The following is a 24,969-nucleotide window of genomic DNA, read 5'->3' as shown; positions in this document are numbered from 1 at the left end:
GACGCGATGTTTGGATCGATGTTTGGATCGACGGGGCGGGCGTTGCTCGCCGTCCTGGCGTTGGCCTGCGCTTCTGTCATACAGGCTGCCGATGAACCGCAGACTGCCCATCAACCGACTATCCATGAACCGACCGTTCATGAGCCGATAGTGATCAAGTTCGCCCACGTGGTCGCGGAGAACACGCCCAAGGGGCAGGGGGCGCTGATGTTCAAGCGCCTGGCCGAGGAGCGCCTGCCCGGCCGGGTTCGCGTGGAGGTCTACCCGAACTCCTCGCTCTTCGGCGACGGCAAGGAGATGGAAGCGCTGCTGCTGGGCGACGTGCAGATGCTTGCGCCGTCCCTGGCCAAGTTCGAGCAGTACACCAGGAAAGTGCAGATATTCGACCTGCCATTCCTCTTCGACGACATCGATGCCGTCGACAGATTCCAGCGCAGCCCGCAGGGCCAGGGCCTGCTGACCAGCATGCAAGGCAAGGGCATTCTCGGCCTCGCCTATTGGCACAACGGGATGAAGCAGCTGTCGGCCAATCGCCTGCTGCTGGAACCGGGCGATGCGCGCGGGCTGAAGTTCCGCGTGCAGGCTTCCGACGTGCTCAATGAGCAGTTCCGCCAGCTGCGTGCGATCTCCCGCAAGATGTCCTTTGCCGAGGTCTATCAGGGCTTGCAGACCGGCGTGGTCAATGGCACCGAGAACACCTGGTCGAACTACGAGAGCCAGAAGGTCAACGAGGTGCAGAAGTACTTCACCGAGTCCAACCACGGCCTGGTGGACTACATGGTGATCACCAACGCCAAGTTCTGGAACGGCCTGCCGCCGGACCTGCGTGCCGAGTTGGAGCAGATCATGGCCGAGGTCACCGTGCAGGTGAACCAGGAGGCCGAGCGGCTGAACCGCGATGCCCGCCAGCGTATCCTCGCCAGCGGCAGCAGCGAGATCCATTCGCTCACCGCGCAGCAGCGCGCCGACTGGCGCGAGGCGATGCAGCCGGTGTGGCGGAAATTCCGCGACAACGTCGGCGCCGATCTCATCCAGGCCGCTGAAGCCTCCAACCGTCCCCATTGATCCGTCCGGCCCTGCCGGATGGCGGGGCTTTCTGGAGCCTTTCCCATGAACCGACTCGTGCGCGTCTGGAACCACTTCGAGGAGGGCGCCATCGCCTTCCTGCTGGCGGCCATGACGCTGGTGACTTTCGTCTACGTGGTGATGACCAACGTCTTCACCCTGTTCTATGACCTGGGCGACCGCCTGCCCTCGCTGCAAGGGCCGTTCTACGGCATCGGCGACGCAATCCTTGGTGTCGCCCAGGACATGTCCTGGAGCAACGCGCTGACCAAGGCGCTGTTCGGCTGGCTGATCTTCTTCGGTATTGCCTATGGCGTGCGCACCGCCGGCCACCTGGGCGTGGACGCGCTGGTGAAGCTGGCGCCGCGCCGGGTGCAGCGCTGCATCGGCGTGCTCGCCTGCCTCTGCTGCCTGGGCTACGCCGGGCTGTTCATGGTCGCCAGCTTCGATTGGGTGAAGACCCTGTTCATTGCCGGCATCGGCGCGGAAGACCTCGACCACTTCGGCATCCTCCAGGCCTACATCGCGGTGATCGTGCCCATCGGCTTTGGCCTGGTGCTCCTGCGCTACCTGGAAATCCTCGTCAACCTGTTGCGCGGCCGCCAGCTCGGCCTGGGCCTAGCCGACGAGGCCGCGGAAGCCTCGAAGCTGGCCGGCGAAGAAGCCGCGGAGAATCGTCCATGACCGTGATGATCCTGTTCCTCCTGCTGTTCGTCTTCATGTTCATCGGCGTGCCCATCGCGATTTCCCTGGGCCTGTCTGGCGCGCTGACGATTCTCTTGTTCAGCCCGGATTCGGTGCGCTCGCTGGCGATCAAGCTGTTCGAGACGTCCGAGGCCTACACGCTGCTGGCGATCCCGTTCTTCCTGCTCTCCGGTGCCTTCATGACCACAGGCGGCGTGGCGCGGCGGCTGATCGACTTCGCCAATGCGTGCGTCGGCCACATCCGTGGCGGTTTGGCTATCGCCGCGGTGCTGGCATGCATGCTGTTCGCTGCGCTATCCGGCTCGTCTCCGGCGACCGTGGCGGCCGTGGGTTCCATTGCCGTGGCCGGCATGGTGCGCTCGGGCTACCCGCGAGAGTTCGGCGCCGGGATCATCTGCAACGCCGGTACCCTGGGCATCCTGATTCCGCCGTCGATCGTCATGGTCGTGTACTCCGCCGCCACCGAGACCTCGGTGGGCAAGCTGTTCGTCGCCGGCGTGGTGCCGGGCCTGCTGCTGGGCGTGATCCTGATGGTGGTGATCTACATCGTCGCCCGAGTGAAGAAGCTCCCGGCGCAGCCGCGCGCCAGCCTGCGTGAGTGGCTGTCCGCCGCGCGCCGCGCGGGATGGGGGCTGTTGCTGCTGGTGATCATCCTCGGCGGCATCTACTCCGGCCTGTTCACACCCACCGAGGCGGCGGCGGTGGCGGCGGTCTACTCGGCCTTCGTCGCGCTGTTCGTCTACAAGGACATGCGCCTGCGCGACTGCCCCAAGGTGCTGGTGGAATCGGGGCGGCTGAGCATCATGCTGATGTTCATCATCGCCAACGCCATGCTCTTTGCCCATGTGCTGACCACTGAGCAACTACCCCAGCAGATCACCGAGTGGGTGATGCAGGAAGGACTGACGCCGATCGGCTTCCTGCTGATGGTCAACATCGTGCTGCTGGTCGCCGGCAGCTTCATGGAGCCTTCGGCCATCGTGCTGATCCTTGCGCCGATCTTCTTCCCCATCGCCATGCGCCTGGGCATCGACCCGATCCACCTGGGGATCGTCATGGTGGTGAACATGGAAATCGGCCTGGTGCATCCGCCGGTGGGGCTCAACCTGTTCGTCACCTCGGCGGTTACCGGCATGCCGCTGGGCGCGACCATCCGAGCGGCGTTGCCGTGGCTGATGATCCTGCTGCTGTTCCTGATCCTGGTGACCTACGTGCCCTACATCTCGCTGGCGCTGCCCCACGCCCTTGGCATGTGACAGGTTGTCGCGGCCCCGTGAGTCCGTTGCCAAAACAACGGCTTATGGGGCTCATCACTAAGACTAAGGATTGGTAAGACCATGGTCGTATGGTTCGGGGGAGGGTGTCGCCGTTACAACTGATGGCAACAAAAACAACACTCTTCACCGAGGTAAAACGCCATGACAGCGGCATCCGTGTACCCCGTGCGTCCCGAAGTGGCCGCGACCACTCTGACCGACGAGGCCACCTACAAGAAGCTGTACCAGCAGTCGGTGGTCAACCCCGACGGCTTCTGGCGCGAACAGGCCCAGCGCATCGACTGGATCAAGCCGTTCACCAAGGTCAAGCAGACCTCCTTCGACGATCACCACGTGGACATCAAGTGGTTCGCCGACGGCACCCTGAACCTCTCCTACAACTGCCTGGACCGCCACCTGGCCGAGCGCGGCGACCAGATCGCCATCATCTGGGAAGGCGACGATCCTTCCGAGCACAAGGAAATCACCTACCGCGAACTGCACGAGCAGGTCTGCAAGTTCGCCAACGCCCTGCGCGGCCAGGACGTTCACCGTGGCGACGTGGTGACCATCTACATGCCGATGATTCCGGAAGCCGTGGTCGCCATGCTGGCCTGCGCCCGCATCGGTGCGATCCACTCCGTGGTGTTCGGCGGCTTCTCCCCCGAAGCCCTGGCCGGCCGCATCATCGACTGCCGTTCCAAAGTGGTGATCACCGCTGACGAAGGCCTGCGTGGCGGCAAGAAGACCCCGCTCAAGGCCAACGTCGACGACGCGCTGACCAACCCGGAAACCAACAGCGTGCAGAAGATCATCGTCTGCAAGCGCACGGGTTCGGACATCAAGTGGAACCAGCACCGCGACGTGTGGTTCGAGGACCTGATGAAGGTCGCCGGCTCCACCTGCGCACCGAAGGAAATGGGCGCCGAGGACCCGCTGTTCATCCTCTACACCTCCGGCTCCACCGGCAAACCCAAGGGCGTGCTGCACACCACCGGCGGCTACCTGGTCTACGCCTCGCTGACCCACGAGCGCGTGTTCGACTACCGTCCGGGCGAAGTCTTCTGGTGCACCGCCGACATCGGCTGGGTCACCGGCCACACCTATGTCGTCTACGGCCCGCTGGCCAACGGCGCGACCACCGTGCTGTTCGAGGGCGTGCCGAACTACCCGGACATCTCCCGCGTCGCCAGGATCGTCGACAAGCACAAGGTCAACATCCTCTACACCGCGCCGACCGCCATCCGCGCCATGATGGCCGAGGGCAAGGCCGCGGTCGAAGGCGCCGACGGCTCCAGTCTCCGCCTGCTGGGTTCGGTCGGCGAGCCGATCAACCCGGAAGCCTGGCAGTGGTACTACGAGACCGTCGGCCAGTCGCGCTGCCCGATCGTCGACACCTGGTGGCAGACCGAAACCGGCGCCTGCCTGATGACCCCGCTGCCGGGCGCCCACGGCCTGAAGCCGGGCTCCGCCGCCAAGCCGTTCTTCGGCGTGGTGCCGGCGCTGGTGGACAACCTGGGCAACATCCTGGAAGGCGCCACCGAGGGCAACCTGGTGATCCTCGATTCCTGGCCGGGCCAGGCGCGCACCCTGTACGGCGACCACGACCGCTACGTGGACACCTACTTCAAGACCTTCAAGGGCATGTACTTCACTGGCGACGGCGCCCGTCGCGACGAGGACGGCTACTACTGGATCACCGGCCGCGTGGATGACGTGCTCAACGTCTCCGGCCACCGCATGGGCACCGCCGAGATCGAGAGCGCCCTGGTCGCCCACCCCAAAGTGGCCGAGGCCGCGGTGGTTGGCGTACCGCACGACATCAAGGGGCAGGGCATCTATGTCTACGTCACCCTGAATGCCGGTGAGGAATCCAGCGAGCAGCTGCGCCAGGAACTGCGTGCCTGGGTGCGCAAGGAAATCGGCCCGATCGCCACCCCGGATGTCATCCAGTGGGCGCCCGGCTTGCCGAAGACCCGCTCGGGCAAGATCATGCGCCGCATCCTGCGCAAGATCGCCACGGCCGAGTACGACACCCTGGGTGATATCTCCACCCTGGCCGATCCAGGTGTGGTGCAGCATCTGATCGATACGCACCAGGCCATGCGCGCGGCCTGACCGCCGCCTGATGAAAACGCCCCGCTTGCCGGGGCGTTTTCATTTCCGCGTTTTGGCTTTTCGTTGGAGCGAGCTTGCTCGCGAACGCATGACGCCGAGCCAATCCGGTTCGCGAACAGGCTCGCTCCTACAGTGTGCCTTCTGCCCACCGGTAACATTTCCCCGCGACAAAATGAGGCGGCAGGAAACATTTCGCACAGCTTCGGTGCGTCTTTTCTCTGTGCACAGAATGAGTCAATATCGCGCACCCCGCGCAGGGGCTGGGCTCCGATATTTGTGGCCCAATTACTGCAAGTACGTTGGGTTTTACTATCCGCTTTCAGATCACGTAAAATCCGCGCCGTCAAGCCATCGGGGCTCCGCCCCCAGCGCTTCTATAATTACTTGTCGCATTGAAGAAATAACCGCTCCGGGGCTGTCGCTAGAATGCCGCTCACCCCGGTAGGCGCGCTTTTCACAAGAATCGCGCCGGCAATGCGCAGACGAACAATAACCTTCACTTCTGCACGGGCAGCCTGGGCCAACCCCTTTCTCCTGCCAATCGAAGTCCTACCCTCGAAGGAGTTACTGATGAAGAAGTTTGCACTTCTCGGTGCGCTGGCCCTGTCCGCGCTTTCCCTGGTTGCCCACGCTGACGAGAAGCCGGTCCGCATCGGCATCGAAGCCGGCTATCCGCCTTTCTCCTTCAAGACTCCCGACGGCAAGCTCGCCGGTTTCGATGTGGATATCGGCAACGCCCTGTGCGAAGAAATGAAGGTCAAGTGCACCTGGGTCGAGCAGGAATTCGACGGCCTGATCCCGGCGTTGAAGGTTCGCAAGATCGACGCCATTCTCTCGTCCATGACCATCACCGATGAGCGCAAGAAGTCCGTCGACTTCACCCACAAGTACTACCACACCCCCGCGCGCTTCGTGATGAAGCAGGGCGTGACCCTGAACGATCCGCTGGCGGACCTGAAGGGCAAGAAGGTCGGTGTGCTGCGCGCCTCGACCCATGACCGCTATGCCACCGACGTCCTGGCCCCGGCCGGTATCGAAGTCGTGCGCTACAACTCCCAGAACGAAGCCAACATGGACCTGGTCTCCGGCCGCATCGACGCGACCATGGCAGACTCGGTCAACCTCGACGACGGCTTCCTGAAAACCGACGCCGGCAAGGGTTACGCCTTCGTAGGTCCGGAATACAACGATCCGAAGTACTTCGGTGGCGGTGCCGGCATCGCCGTGCGCAAGGGCGATACCGCCCTGGCCGAGAAATTCAACACGGCCATCGCCGGCATCCGTGCCAACGGCAAGTACAAGCAGGTACAGGACAAGTACTTCAAGTTCGACGTCTACGGCGAGAACTGATCCACGTCCAGAAGTGGCGCAAACCCAGGCCCGGTCCTGAAGTTTGTGCCACTTTTTTATTGGGGGTGAGCCTGCAGTCGCGCTTGCCCTGAGCGTCCGTGTCGTTGCGGGCGGCGTCCGGTTTCACGAGGTACGAAATTATGCTCAATGGCTACGGAGCCACCATCGTCGATGGTGCCTGGCTGACGCTTCAGCTGTCGTTGCTGTCGATGGCCCTGGCAATCGCCCTGGGCCTGCTCGGTGCGGCCATCCGCCTGTCGCCGGTGAAATGGCTGGCCTGGTGCGGCGACCTCTATTCCACCGTGATCCGCGGCGTACCGGACCTCGTGCTGATCCTGCTGATCTTCTACGGCGGCCAGGCTGCCGTGAACTGGGTGGCGCCGATGGTCGGCTACGACGACTACATTGACCTCAACCCCTTCGCCTCCGGCGTCGGCACCCTGGGCTTCATCTTCGGCGCCTACCTGTCCGAGACCTTCCGTGGTGCCTTCATGGCCATTCCGAAAGGGCAGGGCGAAGCCGGTTTCGCTTACGGCATGAGCCCGCTTCAGGTGTTCTTCCGCATCCAGGTGCCGCAGATGATCCGCCTGGCCATTCCCGGCTTCACCAACAATTGGCTGGTACTGGTCAAGGCCACCGCGCTGATCTCCGTGGTCGGCCTGCAGGACATGATGTTCAAGGCCAAGCAGGCCTCGGACGCTACCCGCGAACCCTTCACCTATTTCCTCGCCGTGGCGGCGCTGTACCTGGTGGTCACCACCGTCTCCCTGGTACTGCTGCGCATGCTCGAACGCCGCTATTCGGTCGGCGTGAAAGTCGCCGAGCTTTGAGACAGGGAGCCTGATCATGATATTCGACTTCTCCGTCATCTGGGACAGCCTGCCGCTCTACTTCAGCGGCCTGCTGGTGACCCTCAAGCTGCTGGCGATCTCGCTGTTCTTCGGCCTCGTGGCGGCGGTGCCGCTGGCGCTGATGCGCTGCTCGAAGAACCCCGCAGTGAATCTTCCGGCCTGGCTCTACACCTACGTGATCCGCGGCACCCCGATGCTGGTGCAGCTGTTCCTCATCTACTACGGCCTGGCGCAGTTCGAGTTCGTGCGTGAAAGCGCGATGTGGCCGCTGCTGTCCAACGCCACCTTCTGCGCCTGCGCCGCGTTCGCCATCAACACCAGCGCCTACACCGCCGAGATCCTCGCCGGCAGCATCCGCGCCACGCCGCACGGCGAGATCGAGGCGGCCAAGGCCATGGGCATGTCGCGGATCAAGATGTACCGCCGCATCCTCCTGCCGTCGGCCCTGCGCCGTGCGCTGCCGCAGTACAGCAATGAAGTGATCATGATGCTGCAGACCACCAGCCTGGCGTCCATCGTCACCCTGGTGGACATCACCGGCGCCGCGCGTACCGTTTACTCGCAGTACTACCTGCCGTTCGAGGCGTTCATCACCGCCGGCATCTTCTACCTGATCATGACCTTTACCCTGGTGCGCCTGTTCAAGCTGGCCGAGCGCCGCTGGCTGGCCTATCTCGCGCCGCGCAAGCACTGAGGAACCGACCGTGGAACGTATCGATCATCTTCTGCCGTGGAGCAGCCTGGGTAGCGAGCGCCGCCTGAGCGTGTTCCGCTACGGCAAGGGCCCGCGCAAGGTCTACATCCAATCCAGCCTGCACGCCGACGAATTGCCGGGCATGCGCACCGCCTGGGAACTCAAGCAGCGCCTGGCCGACCTCGAGTCGCGGGGGCAGCTCAAGTGCGTCGTCGAACTGGTGCCGGTGGCCAACCCCATCGGCCTGGGGCAGACCCTGCAGGCCAGTCACCTGGGCCGTTTCGAGTTCGGCAGCGGGAAGAACTTCAACCGTGACTTCGTCGAACTCTCCGCACTGGTGGCCGAGCGCGTCGGTAGCCAGCTGGGCGCCGACGAAGCCGCCAACGTCGAGCTGATCCGCCAGGCCATGCGCGATGCTCTCGACGCACTGCCGCCGGCCTCGTCCGAGCTGCAGGGCATGCAGCGCATGCTGCTGCGCCACGCCTGCGACGCCGAGGTGGTGCTCGACCTGCACTGCGACTTCGACGCCGCCATCCATGTCTACGCGATCCCGCAGCACTGGCCGCGCTGGAAATCCCTGGCTGCACGCCTGAAGGCCGGCGTTGCGTTGCTCGCCGAAGATTCCGGCGGCAGCTCCTTCGACGAATCCTGCTCGCTGCCCTGGCTGCGCCTGGCGCAGGCCTTCCCGCAGGCGGCAATTCCCCTGGCGTGCCTGGCAACTACCGTAGAGCTGGGCGGCGTGGGCGATACCCGCGTCGAGCAGGGGCAGGCCAACGCCGAAGCCATCCTCGGCTTCCTCGCCGAGCAAGGCCTGATCGGCGGCGACTGGCCGGCGGCACCGGCCGAATGCTGCGAAGGCATGCCTTTCGAAGGTACCGAATACCTCTACGCACCCCACGTTGGCGTGGTGAGTTTCCTGCGCAAGGCGGGGGAGTGGGTGGAGAAGGGCGACGCGCTGTTCGAGGTGGTCGACCCGCTGAACGACCAGGTCAGCACCGTTTGCGCCGGGACTTCCGGTGTGCTGTTCGCCATCGAGCGTGGGCGCTACGCCCAGCCGGGGCTTTGGCTGGCCAAGGTGGCCGGGCGTGAGCCGTTCCGCAAGGGCCGGCTGATCAACGACTGAATTCGAGAACCGACACCATGTACAAACTGGAAATCCAGGACCTGCACAAGCGCTACGGCACCCATGAGGTACTCAAGGGCGTCTCCCTGGCGGCGAAGGCGGGCGACGTGATCAGCATCATCGGCTCTTCCGGTTCGGGCAAGAGCACTTTCCTGCGCTGCATCAACCTGCTCGAGCAACCTCACGCCGGCAAGATTCTGCTCAACGGTGAGGAGCTCAAGCTGGTGCCGAACAAGGACGGCGCGCTCAAGGCCGCGGACGCCAAGCAGCTGCAGCGCATGCGCTCGCGCCTGTCGATGGTGTTCCAGCACTTCAACCTGTGGTCGCACATGAGCGCCCTGGAAAACGTCATCGAAGCGCCGGTCCACGTGCTGGGCGTATCGAAGAAGGAAGCGCTGGAAAAGGCCGAGCACTACCTGGCGAAAGTCGGCGTGGCGCACCGCAAGGATGCCTATCCGGCGCACATGTCCGGCGGCGAGCAGCAGCGCGTGGCCATCGCTCGTGCCCTGGCAGTCGAGCCGGAAGTGATGCTGTTCGACGAACCGACCTCGGCGCTCGACCCCGAGCTGGTCGGCGAAGTCCTGCGCGTGATGCAGGACCTGGCCCAGGAAGGCCGTACCATGGTGGTGGTGACCCACGAGATGGGCTTTGCCCGCGAGGTCTCCAACCAGCTGGTGTTCCTGCACAAGGGGCTGGTGGAAGAGGCGGGCTGCCCGAAGGAGGTCCTGGCCAATCCGCAATCGGACCGCCTGAAGCAGTTCCTTTCCGGCAGCTTGAAGTAAGCTGTCTGTTACCGTCGCCTGGTGATCTAGCCGCATGACCGCACAACGCATCGGATTCCTGCTCTGGCCGCACACGCGGGCGCTGACGCTCGGTCTGGCCGAGGAGGCCCTGCGGGTCGCCCGCCGGCTGCACCCCGAGGCGCTCTACGAACCGGTGTTCATGAGCGCCGAAACGGTGGCCGAGGCCGAGGGCTGGCGCCTTCCAGGGCAGCCTTGGAATGGCGCGCTGGAGCAGTGCCAGCGCATCTTCCTGGTGGCCGACGAGGTTCCGCAGGCTGTTTCCGCGCCCCTGGCCAATACCCTCAAGCAGCTCTCGCGCAGCGGCGTAAGCATCGGCGCGCTGTCCGCCGGTATCTATCCGCTGGCGCAACTGGGCCTGCTCGACGGCTACCGTGCCGCCGTGCACTGGCGCTGGCACGACGATTTCACCGAGCGTTACCCCAAGGTCATCGCGACCAACCACCTCTTCGAATGGGACCGTGATCGCCTGACTGCCTGCGGCGGCATGGCAGTGCTCGACCTGCTGCTGGCGGTGCTGTCCCGCGACCATGGTGCGGAACTGGCCGGCGCGGTCTCCGAAGAGCTGGTGGTGGAGCGCATCCGCGAAGGCTCCGAACGCCAGCGCATCCCGCTGAAGAACCGCCTCGGCTCCAGCCACCCGAAGCTCACCCAGGCGGTGCTGCTGATGGAGGCGAACATCGAGGAGCCGCTGACCACCGACGAGATCGCCCAGCACGTGTGCGTCTCGCGCCGCCAGCTCGAGCGCATCTTCAAGCAGTACCTGACCCGCGTGCCCAGCCAGTACTACCTGGAACTGCGCCTGAACCGCGCGCGGCAGATGCTCATGCAGACCAGCAAGTCGATCATCCAGATCGGCCTGTCCTGCGGCTTCTCCAGCGGCCCGCACTTCTCCAGCGCCTACCGCAACTTCTTCGGCGTAACCCCGCGCGAAGACCGCAACCAGCGCCGCGGCCAGAGCGTCGCCGAAGCTGCCCCGGTGGTTGCCGAGCGCGGTTGACGGCTCTCAGGCAGGAGCGAGCTTGCTCGCGAAGGATCTTGCCGGGTGTGCCGACGTAAAGCGGCTCGCGAGCAAGTTCGCTCCTGCAAAAATCTCCCTCTCTGCTCTATTGCTGACCGTTCGTTCATCGCGCGAACAAATTCCACGCGTCCGTGTACCCGCAGCAGTCCGCAGGCCTTACACTGCGCCTTCCCGACGCTTTCTGTCGCATTTCCGTAAGCCTCGGCAATTCGCGGGTTGGCGCTATAACAAGTTGTCGCATGGCGGCAATGCCGGCCCGCTGTTCGTCCCTACAATCCATCCATCGATAGCCGCCTCAACCAGGCAGGAGAACACCGATGTCCGCTCCGCAAGCTCAGGTCCAACGCTCCGACTTCGACCAGGTCATGGTTCCCAACTATTCACCGGCTGCCTTCATTCCGGTGCGTGGCGAGGGTTCCCGAGTCTGGGATCAGAGCGGCCGAGAGCTGGTGGACTTCGCTGGCGGCATCGCGGTCAGTTCCCTGGGCCACACCCACCCGGCGCTGATGCAGGCGCTGACCGAGCAGGCCGGCAAGATCTGGCACGTCTCCAACGTCTTCACCAACGAGCCGGCGCTGCGCCTGGCCAAGAAGCTGATCGACGCCACCTTCGCCGAGCGCGTGTTCTTCGCCAACTCCGGCGCCGAGGCCAACGAGGCTGCGCTCAAGCTGGCGCGCCGCTACGCCCATGACGTCTACGGCCCCGAGAAGTTCGAGATCATCTCCATGGTCAACAGCTTCCACGGCCGCACCCTGTTCACCGTCAACGTTGGCGGCCAGGCCAAGTACTCCGATGGTTTCGGCCCGAAGGTCGAAGGCATCACCCACATTCCGTTCAACGACCTGGAAGCCCTGAAGGCGGCCATCTCCGACAAGACCTGCGCTGTGATCATCGAGCCGGTGCAGGGCGAGAGCGGCGTGCTGCCGGCCGACAAGGCCTACCTGGAAGGCGTGCGCAAGCTGTGCGACGAGAACAACGCGCTGTTGATCTTCGATGAAGTGCAGAGCGGCTTCGGTCGTATCGGCTACCTCTACGCCCACCAGTACTACGGCGTGACCCCGGACATCCTGTCCAGCGCCAAGGGCCTGGGCGGCGGCTTCCCGATCGGCGCCATGCTGACCACCGCGAAGATCGCCGAGCACCTGGTCGTCGGCACCCACGGCACCACCTACGGCGGCAACCCGCTGGCGTGCGCCGTTGCCGGTGCGGCCTTCGACGTGATCAACACCCCGGAAGTGCTCGAAGGCGTGAAGGCCAAGCACGAGCGCTTCAAGGTCCGCCTGGAGAAGATCGCCGCCGAGTACGGCATCTTCACCCAGGTGCGTGGCATGGGCATGCTGATCGGTGCGGTGCTCAACGATGCCTTCAAGGGCAAGGCCAAGGACGTGCTCAACGCCGCCGAGAAGGAAGGCGTGATGGTCCTGCAGGCCGGCCCGGACGTGGTGCGCTTCGCCCCCAGCCTGGTGATCCCTGACGCCGACATCGACGAAGGGCTGGATCGCCTCGAGCGCGCCATCGCCAAGCTGACCCGCGGCTGATCCCCCGGCTACGCTGAACCGGCGAGGCTCGCGCTTCGCCGCTCAACCGGCCGGATCGTCCCGGCCGGTTTCCGAGAATGCCCTGATGAGTGCGGCACAGGCTGTGTCGCGCCCGCGAATCAGAAAGCAAGAATCACGAACTTTTGTCTGGTTAGAGGAGTGACGCCATGCTGGTGATGCGCCCCGCCCAAGTGGCCGACCTGCAGCAGGTGCAGCGTCTCGCCGCGGACAGCCCGGTCGGCGTCACGTCGCTGCCGGACGACGCGGAACGCCTGCGCGAGAAGATTCTCGCTTCGGAGGCTTCGTTCGCCGCCGAGGTGAGTTTCAACGGTGAAGAGAGCTATTTCTTCGTGCTCGAGGACAGCGAGACCGGCCGACTGGTCGGCTGCTCGGCCATCGTTGCTTCGGCCGGTTTCTCCGAGCCGTTCTACAGCTTCCGCAACGAGACCTTCGTGCACGCCTCCCGCGAGCTGAAGATCCACAACAAGATCCACGTCCTCTCGCTGTGCCACGACCTCACCGGCAACAGCCTGCTGACCAGCTTCTATGTCGAGCGCGACCTGGTGAATACGCCGATCGCCGAGCTCAACTCCCGTGGTCGCCTGCTGTTCATGGCCAGCCATCCGGAGCGCTTCGCCGACGCAGTGGTGGTGGAAATCGTCGGTTACAGCGACGAGCAGGGCGAGTCGCCGTTCTGGAACGCCATCGGGCGCAACTTCTTCGACCTCGACTACACCGAGGCCGAGAAGCTCTCCGGGCTGAAGAGCCGCACCTTCCTCGCCGAGCTGATGCCGCACTACCCGATCTACGTGCCGCTGCTGCCGGACGATGCCCAGGAAGCCATGGGCCAGGTGCACCCGCGTGCGCAGATTACCTTCGACATCCTGATGCGCGACGGCTTCGAGTCCGACAACTATGTCGACATCTTCGACGGCGGCCCCGCGCTGCATGCGCGCACCAGCAGCATCCGCTCCATCGCGCAGAGCCGGCAGGTGCCGGTGCGCATCGGCGAAGGCGCCAAGGGCAGCCGCGGCTACCTGGTCACCAATGGCCAGCTGCAGGACTTCCGCGCCGTCGTCGCCGAACTCGATTGGGTACCGGGCAAGCCCGTCACCCTGAACCAGCAAACCGCCGAAGCCCTGGGCATCGGCGAGGGCGCCAGCGTGCGCCTGGTCGCGATCTGAGGGGAGAGAGCATGATCGTCCGTCCCGTAACCAGCGCAGACCTGCCGGCTCTCTTTGACCTGGCGCGCAGCACCGGCACCGGCCTGACCACGCTGCCGGCCAACGAGCAGCGCCTGCAGCACCGCGTGAGCTGGGCCGAGAAGGCCTTCCGCGGCGAAGCCGAGCGCGCTGACGCTGACTACCTGTTCGTCCTCGAGGACGACAGCGGCAAGGTCGTCGGCATCTCCGCCGTGGCCGGCGCCGTCGGCCTGCGCGAGCCCTGGTACAACTACCGCGTCGGCCTGACCGTCAGCGCCTCCCAGGAGCTGGGCATCCACCGCGAGATTCCCACACTGTTCCTGGCCAACGATCTCACTGGGCAGTCCGAGCTGTGCTCGCTGTTCCTGCATGCCGACCACCGCAGCGGCCTCAATGGCCGCCTGCTGTCCAAGGCGCGCTTCCTGTTCATCGCCGAGTTCCGCGAGCTGTTCGGCGACAAGGTGATTGCCGAGATGCGCGGCATGTCCGACGAGGACGGCCGCTCGCCGTTCTGGGAAAGCCTGGGTCGGCACTTCTTCAAGATGGAATTCAGCCAGGCCGACTACCTGACCGGCGTGGGCAACAAGGCCTTCATCGCCGAGCTGATGCCCAAGTTCCCGCTCTACACCTGTTTCCTCTCCGCGGATGCGCGGGAGGTGATCGGCCGCGTGCACCCGCACACCGAGCCGGCGCTGGCCATGCTCAAGGCCGAGGGCTTCAGCTATCAGGGGTACGTCGACATCTTCGACGCCGGGCCCGCCATCGAGGCGCCGACCGAGAAGATCCGCGCCATCGCCGACAGCCAGAACCTGGTGCTGGCCATCGGCACGCCGGGGGACGACGCCGAGCCCTACCTGATCCACAACCGCAAGCGCGAGGAGTGCCGCATCACCGCGGCCCCGGCGCGCGTGGCCGCCGGCTCGCTGGTGGTCGATGCGCAGACCGCCAAGCGCCTGCGCCTGTCCGCCGGGGCTTCGGTCCGCGCGGTGCCCCTCTCCGGAAAACGCAACTGACGCCGCCCGGCGTCAGGGGAGCCTGATGATGAATACCCACTACATTGCCGGCCAGTGGCTGGCGGGCGAAGGCGAGCCGCTGCAATCGCTCTGCCCGGTCAGCCAGGCCGTGGTCTGGTCCGGCCGTGCCGCCTCCGATTCGCAAGTGGCCGCCGCTGTCGCCGCCGCACGCAACGCCTTCCCGGCCTGGGCCCGTCGCCCGGTGGAGGAGCGCATCAGCGTGCTGGAACGCTTCGCCGCCGCCCTCAAGGGCCGCTCCGAGGAACTGGCCCGCGCCATCGGCGAGGAAACCGGCAAGCCGCTGTGGGAAGCCGCCACCGAAGTCACCAGCATGGTCAACAAGGTCGCCATCTCGGTCCAGGCCTTCCGTGAGCGCACCGGCGAAAAGAGCGGCCCGCTGGCCGACGCCACCGCCGTGCTGCGCCACAAGCCCCACGGCGTGGTTGCCGTGTTCGGCCCCTACAACTTCCCCGGCCACCTGCCCAACGGCCACATCGTGCCGGCCCTGCTGGCGGGCAATGCCGTGGTGTTCAAACCCAGCGAGCTGACCCCGAAAGTCGCCGAGCTGACCCTGCAGGCCTGGATCGAGGCGGGCATTCCCGCCGGTGTGATCAACCTGGTGCAGGGCGCCCGTGACACCGGCGTGGCGCTGGCCGGCAACGACGACATCGACGGCCTGTTCTTCACCGGCTCCAGCCGCACCGGCAACCTGCTGCACAGCCAGTTCGGCGGTCGCCCGCAGAAGATCCTCGCGCTGGAAATGGGCGGCAACAACCCGCTGATCGTGGACGAGGTGAAGGACGTCGACGCCGCGGTCTACACCATCATCCAGTCCGCCTTCATTTCCGCCGGCCAGCGTTGCACCTGCGCCCGCCGCCTGCTGGTGCCGCAGGGCGCCTGGGGCGACGCGCTGATCGAGCGCCTGGTGGCGGTGGCCTCGACCATCAAGGTCGGCCGCTTCGACGAGCAGCCTGCGCCGTTCATGGGCTCGGTGATCTCGCTGGCCGCTGCGCAGCACCTGATCAAGGCCCAGGAACAACTGCTGGCCAAGGGCGCCAAGCCGCTGCTGGCCATGACCCAGCCGCTGGATACCGCCGCGCTGCTGACCCCCGGCATCCTCGATGTGACCACTGTTGCCGAGCGCCCGGACGAAGAGTTCTTCGGCCCGCTGCTGCAGGTCATCCGCTACGCCGACTTCGACGCCGCCGTGCGCGAAGCCAACGCCACCCAGTACGGCCTCGCCGCCGGCCTGCTGTCGGACTCCCGCGAGCGCTATGAGGACTTCCTCATCGAAAGCCGCGCCGGCATCGTCAACTGGAACAAACAATTGACCGGCGCCGCCAGCAGCGCACCGTTCGGCGGCATTGGCGCCTCGGGCAACCACCGCCCGAGCGCCTACTACGCAGCCGATTACTGCGCATACCCGGTCGCCTCGCTGGAAAGCGACAGCCTGAGCCTGCCTGCAACCCTGACTCCGGGAGTGAGCCTGTGATGACCGCCTATGAAATGAACTTTGACGGCCTGGTCGGACCGACGCACAACTACGGCGGCCTGTCCTACGGCAACGTCGCCTCGCAGAGCAACAGCCAGGCGGCGTCCAACCCGCGTGAAGCGGCGAAGCAGGGCCTGTCGAAGATGAAGGCGCTGATGGAGCTGGGCTTCAAGCAGGGCGTGTTCGCCCCGCAGGAGCGTCCGGCCGTTGCCTCGCTGCGCGCCCTGGGCTTCTCCGGCACTGACGCCGAGGTGATCGCCAAGGCGGCGAAAGAAGCGATGCCGCTGCTCGCCGCGGTCAGCTCGGCGTCCTGCATGTGGACCGCCAACGCCGCCACCGTCAGCCCCGGCGCCGACACCGCCGATGGCCGCGTGCACTTCACCGCGGCCAACCTGAACTGCAAGTTCCACCGTTCCATCGAACATCCGCAGACCAGCCGCATCCTTGCCGCGATGTTCAACGACGAACAGCACTTTGCTCACCACGCCGCGCTGCCGGCGGTCGCCCAGTTCGGCGACGAGGGCGCGGCCAACCACACGCGCTTCTGCAAGTCCTACGGCGAAGCCGGTGTCGAGTTCTTCGTGTTCGGTCGCAGCGCCTTCGACAGCCGCTTCCCGGCGCCGCAGCGTTACCCGGCGCGGCAGACCCTGGAAGCCTGCCAGGCGGTTGCCCGCCTCCACGGCCTGAGCGATGACGGTGTGGTCTATGCCCAGCAGAACCCGGCGGTGATCGACCAGGGTGTGTTCCACAACGACGTGATCGCGGTCGGCAACGGCGAGGTGCTGTTCCACCACGAAGACGCCTTCCTCGACACCGAGCGCGTGCTCGCCGAGTTGCACGACAAGCTGGGCCGGCGTGGCGGCCGGTTCCGCGCCGTGTGCGTGCCGCGCGACCAGGTCACGGTCGAGGACGCGGTGAAGTCCTACCTGTTCAACAGCCAACTGCTTAGCCGCGCCGACGGCAACATGCTGCTGATCGTCCCGGAAGAGTGCCGCAAGAACGAGCGCGTCTGGAGCTACCTGTCGCGCCTGACCGCCGAGGACGGCCCGATCCGCGAGGTGAAGGTGTTCGACCTCAAGCAGAGCATGCAGAACGGCGGCGGCCCCGCTTGCCTGCGTCTGCGCGTGGCGCTGACCGACAAGGAGTTGGCGGCGGTCAACCCGGGCGTGATCATGACCCCGACCTTGCACGACACCCTGGTCACCTGGGTCGACAAGCACTACCGCGATCGCCTGGCCGAAGCCGACCTGGCCGATCCGCAATTGCTCGTCGAGTGCCGGACGGCGTTGGATGAATTGAGCCAGATCCTTAAACTGGGCTCGGTTTATCCTTTCCAGCAGATCTGAGTGACCGAAATGACCGAAAGCCTCCCGCTGATTCTCGAAGACAACAAGGGCGAGCGCCGCGAGACCCACACCGCGCGCCTGGCCATCCGCCTGGAAGGGCGCGAGCTGTGGCTGGAGGCCGACGGCAAGGGCGGCCTTACGATCTACGCCGATTCCCATGAGGACGACGCCGAAATCCCGCTGCTGGTGGTGCGCCCGCAGGCGGTGAACCAGTTGGGCCTGAGCCTTGAGCTCGAAGCCGCCGAAGTTCACGAACATGGTCCAGACTGTGGATGTGACCATCACCACTGATCGCGGAGTCCGCGGCCGCTTCGGCCGCGGGGAATGATGGAGGCGTCCGCATGCTAGCTCTGGGCAAACTGCTCGAACTGACCCTCGCCGGTCGTGAGCCGACGGAAAAGATTCAGCTCACCGCGGACGGCACCCGTCTGCACTGGCTGGCTGAAGGTGCCCTCGAAGTCACTCCGCCGGTGGCGCGCGACAATGGCCGCGACCTGCTGCTCTCGGCCGGTATCCACGGCAACGAGACGGCCCCCATCGAGCTGCTCGATCGCCTGGTACACCGCGTCGCCCGTGGCGAGCTGAAACCGGCGGCCAGGGTACTGTTCCTGCTCGGCAACCCCGAGGCCATGCGCCGCGGCGAACGTTACCTGGAACAGGACATCAACCGCCTGTTCTGCGGCCGCCACGAGGAGGGCAGCGGCAACGAGGCCCTGCGTGCGTCGGAGCTGGAGCGTCTGGCCGCCGCGTTCTTCGCCCGCGAAGGACGAGCGCGCCTGCACTATGACCTGCACACTGCCATCCGTGGCTCGAAGATCGAGCAGTTCGCGCTCTATCCCTGGGCCAGTGGTCGCGAGCATTCCCGCGATGAGCTGGCGCGCCTGCGGAGCGCCGGCATTGATGCGGTGCTGCTGCAAAGCAAGCCGGGCATCACTTTCAGCGCCTACACCTACAGCCAGCTCGGCGCCGAGGCGTTCACCCTGGAGCTGGGCAAGGCGCGGCCCTTCGGACAGAACCAGTCGGTGAACCTGGATCGCCTGGAGGCCATGCTGCAGGGCGTGATCAGTGGCCAGGAGGCGGACGGCGCACAGATCGACGGTCTGCAACTGTTCGCGGTCTCCCGCGAAGTGATCAAGCACAGCGACCACTTCCGCCTGCACCTGGACGACGCGGTGGACAACTTCACCGAACTGGACCATGGCTTCCTGCTCGCCGAGGATATTGGCGGCACCCGCTGGATCGTGGAAGAGCAGGGCGCGCGGATCATCTTCCCCAACCCGCGGGTGAAGAACGGCCTGCGCGCCGGCATTCTGGTGGTCCCCACCGAGCTCTGACCTCGACTGACCTTCCGCACCTTGTAGGAGCAACTGCCTGTCTCTGAAAGTTCGTGCCTGGGATTTCCCCTCTCCCTGAAGAGGGGGGACCGTCTGGTGCAGGTTGAGGCCGAAGTGTCAGCCGGCACGGCCTGCTCCCTCTCCCTTCAGGGAGAGGGCGGGGGAGAGGGCAAGCCCCGGAACGATATTCAGGTATAAGCGGGCCATGCCCGAGATCGCGCGCATGGCGCTCCTGCAGGGTGTGTCCCGCCTTGTTTCCCCTCCGGCGAGCGCTTAGCATCGGGCCTTTTCCGCCTGATGCCCGAGGAGCTCCGCCATGTCCATCATCGACCTTCGCAGCGACACCGTGACCCTGCCCACCGCCGGTATGCGCGAGGCGATGGCGCGCGCCGAGCTGGGCGATGACGTCTACGGCGAGGACCCGACGGTGAACCGCCTGGAAGCGACCCTGGCCGAGCGCCTGGGCTTTGCCGCCGCGCTGTTCGTGCCCACCGGCACCATGAGCAACCTGCTTGGCCTGATGGCCCATTGCGGACGGGGCGACGAATACATCGTCGGCCAGCAGGCGCACACCTATAAATATGAAGGCGGTGGCGCCGCCGTGCTGGGCTCCATCCAGCCGCAGCCCATCGATGGCGAGGCGGATGGTTCGCTGGACCTGGCCAAGGTCGAGGCGGCGATCAAGCAGGACGATTTCCACTTCGCTCGCACCCGCCTGCTGGCGCTGGAAAACACCATGCAGGGCAAGGTCTTGCCGCTCACCTACTTGGCTGCCGCACGGGAAATGACCCGCCGCCGCGGCCTGGCACTGCATCTGGACGGCGCGCGCCTGTACAACGCCGCAGTGAAGCTGGGCGTGGAGGCTCGCGAGATCACCCGCCACTTCGATTCCGTCTCGGTGTGTCTGTCCAAGGGCCTCGGCGCGCCGGTGGGTTCGGTGCTCTGTGGTGATGCCGATCTGATCGGCCGCGCGCGCCGCCTGCGCAAGATGGTCGGCGGCGGCATGCGCCAGGCCGGTGGTCTCGCAGCCGCCGCGCTGTATGCGCTGGACCATCAGGTCGAGCGCCTGGCCGAGGACCACGCCAACGCCGAAGCGCTCGGCCGCGGCCTGGCTGAACTGGGCTACGCCATCGAGCCGGTACAGACCAACATGGTCTACGTCGGCATCGGCGAGCAGGCTGGCGCGCTGGGTGCGCACCTGGCCGAACGGGGCATCCGCGTCAGCCCGGCGGCGCGCCTGCGGCTGGTCACCCACCTCGATGTGAAAAACGCCGATATCCCGCGTATCGTCGAAGCTTTTGCCGCCTTTCGTCGTTCCTGACAGAAATTATTGCGCGATAGCGGTTAACTATCGCGCAAAGACACTACAACCTTGATGCGGGGCCGATATAATGCGGCCCTTTGCCGGCGATTCGTGGCCGCATTTTTCCGTGGAAGAACCTATGAAAAGCGCTGAAATCCGTGAAGCCTTCCTCCGCTTCTTCGAAGAGAAGGGGCACACCCGCGTAGCGTCCAGTTCGCTGATCCCCGCGAACGACCCGACCCTGCTGTTCACCAACGCAGGCATGAACCAGTTCAAGGACTGCTTCCTGGGCCTGGAAAAGCGCGCCTACACCCGCGCCACCACCAGCCAGAAGTGCGTGCGTGCCGGCGGCAAGCACAACGACCTGGAAAACGTCGGTTACACCGCTCGCCACCACACCTTCTTCGAGATGCTGGGCAACTTCAGCTTCGGCGACTATTTCAAGCGCGACGCCATCACCTACGCCTGGGAATTCCTCACCTCGGACAAATGGCTGAACCTCCCCAAGGAAAAGCTCTGGGTTACCGTCTACGCCAGCGATGACGAGGCCTACGACATCTGGACCCAGGAAGTTGGCATTCCCGCCGAACGCATGGTCCGCATCGGCGACAACAAGGGCGCTCCCTACGCTTCGGACAACTTCTGGGCGATGGGCGACACCGGTCCGTGCGGCCCGTGCACCGAGATCTTCTTCGACCACGGCGCCGACATCTGGGGCGGCCCGCCCGGCTCGCCGGAAGAAGACGGCGACCGCTACATCGAGATCTGGAACAACGTCTTCATGCAGTTCAACCGCACCGCGGACGGCGTCATGCACCCGCTGCCGGCGCCTAGCGTGGATACCGGCATGGGCCTCGAGCGCATCAGTGCCGTGCTCCAGCACGTCCACTCGAACTACGAGATCGACCTGTTCCAGAGCCTGCTGAAGGCGTCGGCCGACGCCATCGGCTGCGCCAACGACGACGCGCCGTCGCTGAAAGTGGTCGCCGACCACATCCGCTCCTGCGGTTTCCTGATTGCCGACGGCGTACTGCCCTCCAACGAAGGCCGCGGCTATGTGCTGCGCCGCATCATCCGTCGCGCCTGCCGCCACGGCAACAAGCTGGGCGCCAAGGGCACCTTCTTCCATAAGATCGTCGCCGCGCTGGTGGGCGAGATGGGCGAAGCCTTCCCCGAGCTCAAGCAGCAGCAGGCGCACATCGAGCGCGTGCTCAAGACCGAAGAAGAGCAGTTCGCCAAGACCCTGGAGCAGGGCCTGAAGATCCTCGAGCAGGACTTGTCCGAGCTCAAGGGCAGCGTCATCCCCGGCAACGTGGTGTTCAAGCTGTACGACACCTACGGCTTCCCGGTCGACCTGACCAACGACATCGCCCGCGAGCGCAGCCTGACCCTCGACGAGGAAGGCTTCGAGCGCGAGATGGAGGCCCAGCGCGAGCGCGCCCGCTCCGCCAGCGCCTTCGGCATGGACTACAACAGCCTGGTGAAAGTGGATGGCGACACCCGCTTCCTCGGCTACCAGGGCGTTTCCGGCGCCGGCCAGATCATCGCGCTGTTCAAGGACGGCAAGGCCGTCGAGCAGTTGAGCGAAGGCGAGGAGGGCGTGGTCGTCCTCGACCAGACTCCGTTCTACGCCGAATCCGGCGGCCAGGTGGGCGACAGCGGGTTCCTAGAAGCGGCCGGCGTGCGCTTTGACGTGCGCGACACCACCAAGGCTGGCGGCGCTCACCTGCACCACGGCGTGGTTGCCCAGGGCAACCTGACTGTTGGCGCCGCCGTGAAGGCCGAGGTCGACGCTTCCGTGCGCCAGGCAACCGCGCTGAACCACTCCGCCACCCACCTGCTGCACGCTGCGCTGCGCCAGGTACTGGGCGATCACGTCCAGCAGAAGGGCTCGCTGGTCGATAGCCAGCGCCTGCGCTTCGACTTCAGCCATTTCGAGGCGATAAAGCCCGAACAGCTGAAGCAGCTGGAAGACATCGTCAACACCGAGATCCGCAAGAACTCAGAGGTCGAGACCGAAGAGACCGACATCGAATCGGCCAAGAACAAGGGCGCCATGGCACTGTTCGGCGAGAAGTACGGCGATCAGGTGCGCGTGCTGAGCATGGGCGGCAAGTTCTCCGTCGAGCTGTGCGGCGGCACCCACGTATCCCGCACCGGCGACATCGGCCTGTTCAAGATCACCAGCGAAGGCGGCGTGGCTTCCGGTGTGCGCCGTATCGAAGCGGTCACCGGCGGCGCTGCGCTGGCCTATCTCAACGGTGCCGAAGAGCAGCTCAAGGAAGCGGCCGGCCTGGTCAAGGGCAGCCGTGACAACCTGCTGGACAAGCTCTCCGGCCTCATCGAGCGCAACCGCCAGCTGGAAAAAGAGCTGGAACAGCTCAAGGCCAAGGCGGCCAGTGCAGCCGGTGACGACCTGGCGGGCTCCGCCGTGGAAGTCGGCGGTGTGAAGGTGCTTTCCTCGCGCCTCGACGGTCTGGACGGCAAGGCGCTGCTGGCGCTGGTCGATCAACTGAAGAACAAGCTGGGTAGTGGTGTCATCCTGCTGGGCGGCGTGTTCGAGGAGAAGGTCGTGCTGGTCGCCGGCGTGACCCAGGACCTGACCGCCAAGCTGAAAGCGGGCGATCTGATGAAGCAGGCCGCTGCGGCCGTGGGCGGGAAGGGCGGTGGTCGCCCGGACATGGCCCAGGGCGGTGGTGTCGATGCCGGCAAGCTGGACGAAGCTCTGGCGCTGGCAGTCAAGTTTGTCGAGCAGGGCCTCTAAGGCCCTGAAATACGGGGCCCGCAGCGCGTCCGGCGGGCCTTGGCAGCATGCGGTGATGCATGTTTAATGGGCGCCCTTCAGGAATCAGGCGGCTTTTGAAATGGCTTTGATCGTACAGAAGTTTGGAGGGACCTCCGTCGGCACCGTCGAGAGAATCGAGCAGGTAGCCGAGAAGGTGAAGAAATTCCGTGAAGCGGGCGACGACATCGTCGTGGTGGTGTCCGCCATGAGCGGCGAGACCAACCGCCTGATTGGTCTGGCGAAACAGATCATGGATCAACCGATTCCGCGCGAGCTGGACGTGATGGTCTCCACCGGCGAGCAGGTGACCATCGCCCTGCTGAGCATGGCGCTGATGAAGCGTGGCGTGCCGGCGATTTCCTACACCGGTAATCAGGTCCGCATCCTGACCGACAGTTCCCACACCAAGGCGCGTATCCTGAGCATCGATGATGCGAACATTCGCGCAGATCTGAAAGCCGGCCGCGTAGTAGTGGTCGCGGGCTTCCAGGGTGTGGACGAGCAGGGCAACATCACCACCCTTGGCCGTGGCGGCTCCGACACCACCGGCGTGGCGCTGGCGGCGGCACTCAAGGCCGACGAATGCCAGATCTACACCGATGTCGATGGCGTCTACACCACCGACCCGCGCGTCGTGCCGCAGGCTCGTCGCCTGGACAAGATCACCTTCGAAGAGATGCTGGAAATGGCCAGCCTCGGTTCCAAGGTGCTGCAGATCCGCTCGGTGGAATTCGCCGGCAAGTACAACGTCCCGCTGCGCGTGCTGCACAGCTTCCAGGAGGGTCCGGGCACCCTCATTACCCTTGATGAAGAGGAATCCATGGAACAGCCGATCATCTCCGGCATCGCCTTCAACCGCGACGAAGCCAAGCTGACCATCCGTGGCGTACCGGATACCCCCGGCGTTGCTTTCAAGATTCTCGGCCCGATCAGTGCCGCCAATGTAGAAGTCGACATGATCGTGCAGAACGTCGCGCACGATAACACCACCGACTTCACCTTCACCGTGCACCGCAACGACTACCAGGCCGCCCTGGAAATCCTCAAGCAGACCGCCATCGCCATCGGTGCGCGCGAAGCTACCGGCGACACCAACATCGCCAAGGTTTCCATCGTCGGCGTTGGCATGCGCTCCCACGCCGGTGTCGCCAGCCGCATGTTCGAAGCCCTGGCCAAGGAAACCATCAACATCCAGATGATCTCCACCTCGGAAATCAAGGTTTCCGTGGTTATCGAAGAAAAGTACCTCGAGTTGGCGGTCCGTGCCTTGCACACCGCTTTCGAACTCGACGCCCCCGCCCGACAGGGCGAGTAAGGCGGGAGATATCGAAAGGCGCGGCTACCCCGCGCCTTTTGTCGTTTTTGACTGTCTGACAGGAACTTTCTTTCCGGCAGGACTGGTCAATACTTGGGTGAAGGATTCGCGCACTTGATCTATACGAATCTGCCACCATTTCTTTTTTTGCAGACTGCTTATCCCGTAACACGTAAGGAGAAAGGAATGCTGATTCTGACTCGCCGGGTCGGAGAGACCCTGATGGTCGGTGATGACGTCACCGTGACTGTATTGGGCGTCAAAGGAAATCAGGTGCGTATCGGTGTGAATGCGCCGAAGGAAGTTGCTGTGCACCGTGAGGAAATCTACCAGCGCATCCAGAAAGAGAAAGACCAAGAACCAAACCATTAATTTTTCTAAAATTTTTCTTTGCAAACGGGGAAAACATGGATATCATGCGCCCCGTGTTGCGGAGAGGTGGCCGAGTGGCCGAAGGCGCTCCCCTGCTAAGGGAGTACACCTCAAAAGGGTGTCGGGGGTTCGAATCCCCCCCTCTCCGCCATTGCATCCTCTGGTGCGATGAGTTGTCCGGTTACGTAAGTGACTGAAAAGATTGAAAAATCTTGTTGACAGGTCAGAAAAATCGCTCTAGAATTTGCGCCCTCATCAGCGCACTCATAGCTCAGCTGGATAGAGT

The 24,969-nt window shown here is 64.8% G+C and carries 21 protein-coding genes and 1 tRNA gene; all 22 read left to right on the top strand.

The window, feature by feature from the left end; all coding sequences use genetic code 11:
- Positions 1-18: 18 nt before the first annotated feature.
- The 22 genes from C167_RS0109075 to C167_RS0108965 all read left to right on the top strand — a co-directional run bounded on the left by C167_RS0109075 (position 19) and on the right by C167_RS0108965 (position 24,834).
- On the top strand, positions 19-1,065 hold the full coding sequence (locus C167_RS0109075; RefSeq protein ID WP_026078913.1) for a TRAP transporter substrate-binding protein: 1,047 nt from the start codon (positions 19-21) through the stop codon (positions 1,063-1,065).
- 45 nt (positions 1,066-1,110) lie between these two features.
- Positions 1,111-1,749, top strand: a complete 639-nt coding sequence (locus C167_RS0109070; RefSeq protein WP_017517955.1) for a TRAP transporter small permease — start codon at positions 1,111-1,113, stop codon at positions 1,747-1,749.
- Positions 1,746-3,026: a C4-dicarboxylate TRAP transporter large permease protein DctM gene (gene dctM, locus C167_RS0109065; RefSeq protein ID WP_017517954.1), complete on the top strand. Its 1,281-nt coding sequence runs from the start codon at positions 1,746-1,748 to the stop codon at positions 3,024-3,026. Before C167_RS0109070 ends, dctM begins: the two co-directional genes overlap by 4 nt.
- Before the next feature lie 162 nt (positions 3,027-3,188).
- Positions 3,189-5,144, top strand: a complete 1,956-nt coding sequence (gene acs, locus C167_RS0109060; protein ID WP_017517953.1) for an acetate--CoA ligase — start codon at positions 3,189-3,191, stop codon at positions 5,142-5,144.
- Between the two features lie 570 nt (positions 5,145-5,714).
- Positions 5,715-6,494, top strand: coding sequence for an ABC transporter substrate-binding protein (locus tag C167_RS0109055; RefSeq protein ID WP_017517952.1), 780 nt, complete (start codon positions 5,715-5,717; stop codon positions 6,492-6,494).
- A 140-nt stretch (positions 6,495-6,634) separates the two neighbouring features.
- On the top strand, positions 6,635-7,324 hold the full coding sequence (locus C167_RS0109050) for an ABC transporter permease (protein ID WP_017517951.1): 690 nt from the start codon (positions 6,635-6,637) through the stop codon (positions 7,322-7,324).
- A gap of 16 nt (positions 7,325-7,340) precedes the next feature.
- A complete protein-coding gene (locus C167_RS0109045) occupies positions 7,341-8,039 on the top strand; it encodes an ABC transporter permease (protein WP_017517950.1) in 699 nt (232 codons plus the stop codon).
- 10 nt (positions 8,040-8,049) lie between these two features.
- On the top strand, positions 8,050-9,162 hold the full coding sequence (locus C167_RS0109040) for a succinylglutamate desuccinylase/aspartoacylase family protein (RefSeq protein WP_017517949.1): 1,113 nt from the start codon (positions 8,050-8,052) through the stop codon (positions 9,160-9,162).
- Between the two features lie 17 nt (positions 9,163-9,179).
- Positions 9,180-9,944: an arginine/ornithine transport ATP-binding protein AotP gene (gene aotP / locus C167_RS0109035; protein WP_017517948.1), complete on the top strand. Its 765-nt coding sequence runs from the start codon at positions 9,180-9,182 to the stop codon at positions 9,942-9,944.
- A 34-nt stretch (positions 9,945-9,978) separates the two neighbouring features.
- Complete coding sequence (gene argR / locus C167_RS0109030; RefSeq protein WP_017517947.1) at positions 9,979-10,962, top strand: transcriptional regulator ArgR; 984 nt, start codon at positions 9,979-9,981, stop codon at positions 10,960-10,962.
- A gap of 338 nt (positions 10,963-11,300) precedes the next feature.
- Positions 11,301-12,521 carry an aspartate aminotransferase family protein gene (locus C167_RS0109025; protein ID WP_017517946.1) on the top strand — a complete coding sequence of 407 codons (1,221 nt, stop codon included), beginning with the start codon at positions 11,301-11,303 and terminating at the stop codon, positions 12,519-12,521.
- A 167-nt stretch (positions 12,522-12,688) separates the two neighbouring features.
- Positions 12,689-13,705 carry an arginine/ornithine succinyltransferase subunit alpha gene (aruF, locus tag C167_RS0109020; protein ID WP_017517945.1) on the top strand — a complete coding sequence of 339 codons (1,017 nt, stop codon included), beginning with the start codon at positions 12,689-12,691 and terminating at the stop codon, positions 13,703-13,705.
- An 11-nt stretch (positions 13,706-13,716) separates the two neighbouring features.
- Positions 13,717-14,736 carry an arginine N-succinyltransferase gene (astA, locus tag C167_RS0109015; RefSeq protein ID WP_017517944.1) on the top strand — a complete coding sequence of 340 codons (1,020 nt, stop codon included), beginning with the start codon at positions 13,717-13,719 and terminating at the stop codon, positions 14,734-14,736.
- Positions 14,737-14,761: 25 nt separating this feature from the next.
- Positions 14,762-16,228 (top strand): succinylglutamate-semialdehyde dehydrogenase, encoded by a 1,467-nt coding sequence (astD, locus tag C167_RS0109010; RefSeq protein WP_026078912.1) that lies wholly within the window; start codon positions 14,762-14,764, stop codon positions 16,226-16,228.
- On the top strand, positions 16,228-17,574 hold the full coding sequence (astB, locus tag C167_RS0109005; protein ID WP_017517942.1) for an N-succinylarginine dihydrolase: 1,347 nt from the start codon (positions 16,228-16,230) through the stop codon (positions 17,572-17,574). Before astD ends, astB begins: the two co-directional genes overlap by 1 nt.
- Positions 17,575-17,583: 9 nt before the next feature.
- Positions 17,584-17,865, top strand: coding sequence for a GTPase (locus C167_RS0109000; protein WP_026078911.1), 282 nt, complete (start codon positions 17,584-17,586; stop codon positions 17,863-17,865).
- 50 nt (positions 17,866-17,915) lie between these two features.
- Complete coding sequence (gene astE / locus C167_RS0108995; RefSeq protein WP_017517940.1) at positions 17,916-18,908, top strand: succinylglutamate desuccinylase; 993 nt, start codon at positions 17,916-17,918, stop codon at positions 18,906-18,908.
- Between the two features lie 316 nt (positions 18,909-19,224).
- Positions 19,225-20,229, top strand: a complete 1,005-nt coding sequence (gene ltaE, locus C167_RS0108985) for a low-specificity L-threonine aldolase (protein ID WP_017517938.1) — start codon at positions 19,225-19,227, stop codon at positions 20,227-20,229.
- Between the two features lie 121 nt (positions 20,230-20,350).
- Entirely contained in the window at positions 20,351-22,975 is a 2,625-nt protein-coding gene (gene alaS / locus C167_RS0108980) for an alanine--tRNA ligase (protein WP_017517937.1), read from the top strand.
- Between the two features lie 100 nt (positions 22,976-23,075).
- A complete protein-coding gene (locus C167_RS0108975) occupies positions 23,076-24,311 on the top strand; it encodes an aspartate kinase (RefSeq protein WP_017517936.1) in 1,236 nt (411 codons plus the stop codon).
- Positions 24,312-24,497: 186 nt separating this feature from the next.
- The gene (gene csrA / locus C167_RS0108970; RefSeq protein WP_003085981.1) at positions 24,498-24,683 is read left to right on the top strand and encodes a carbon storage regulator CsrA; all 186 of its coding nucleotides are present in this window, start codon (positions 24,498-24,500) and stop codon (positions 24,681-24,683) included.
- 60 nt (positions 24,684-24,743) lie between these two features.
- Positions 24,744-24,834 (top strand) — tRNA-Ser (locus tag C167_RS0108965).
- Positions 24,835-24,969: the final 135 nt, after the last annotated feature.

It is taken from the genome of Pseudomonas nitroreducens TX1, from assembly GCF_000313755.1.
GTDB classification, from domain to species: Bacteria; Pseudomonadota; Gammaproteobacteria; order Pseudomonadales; family Pseudomonadaceae; genus Pseudomonas; species Pseudomonas nitroreducens_A.
The sequence above is the reverse complement of the archived record's forward strand: the minus strand, read 5'-3'. Positions and strand labels throughout refer to the sequence as shown.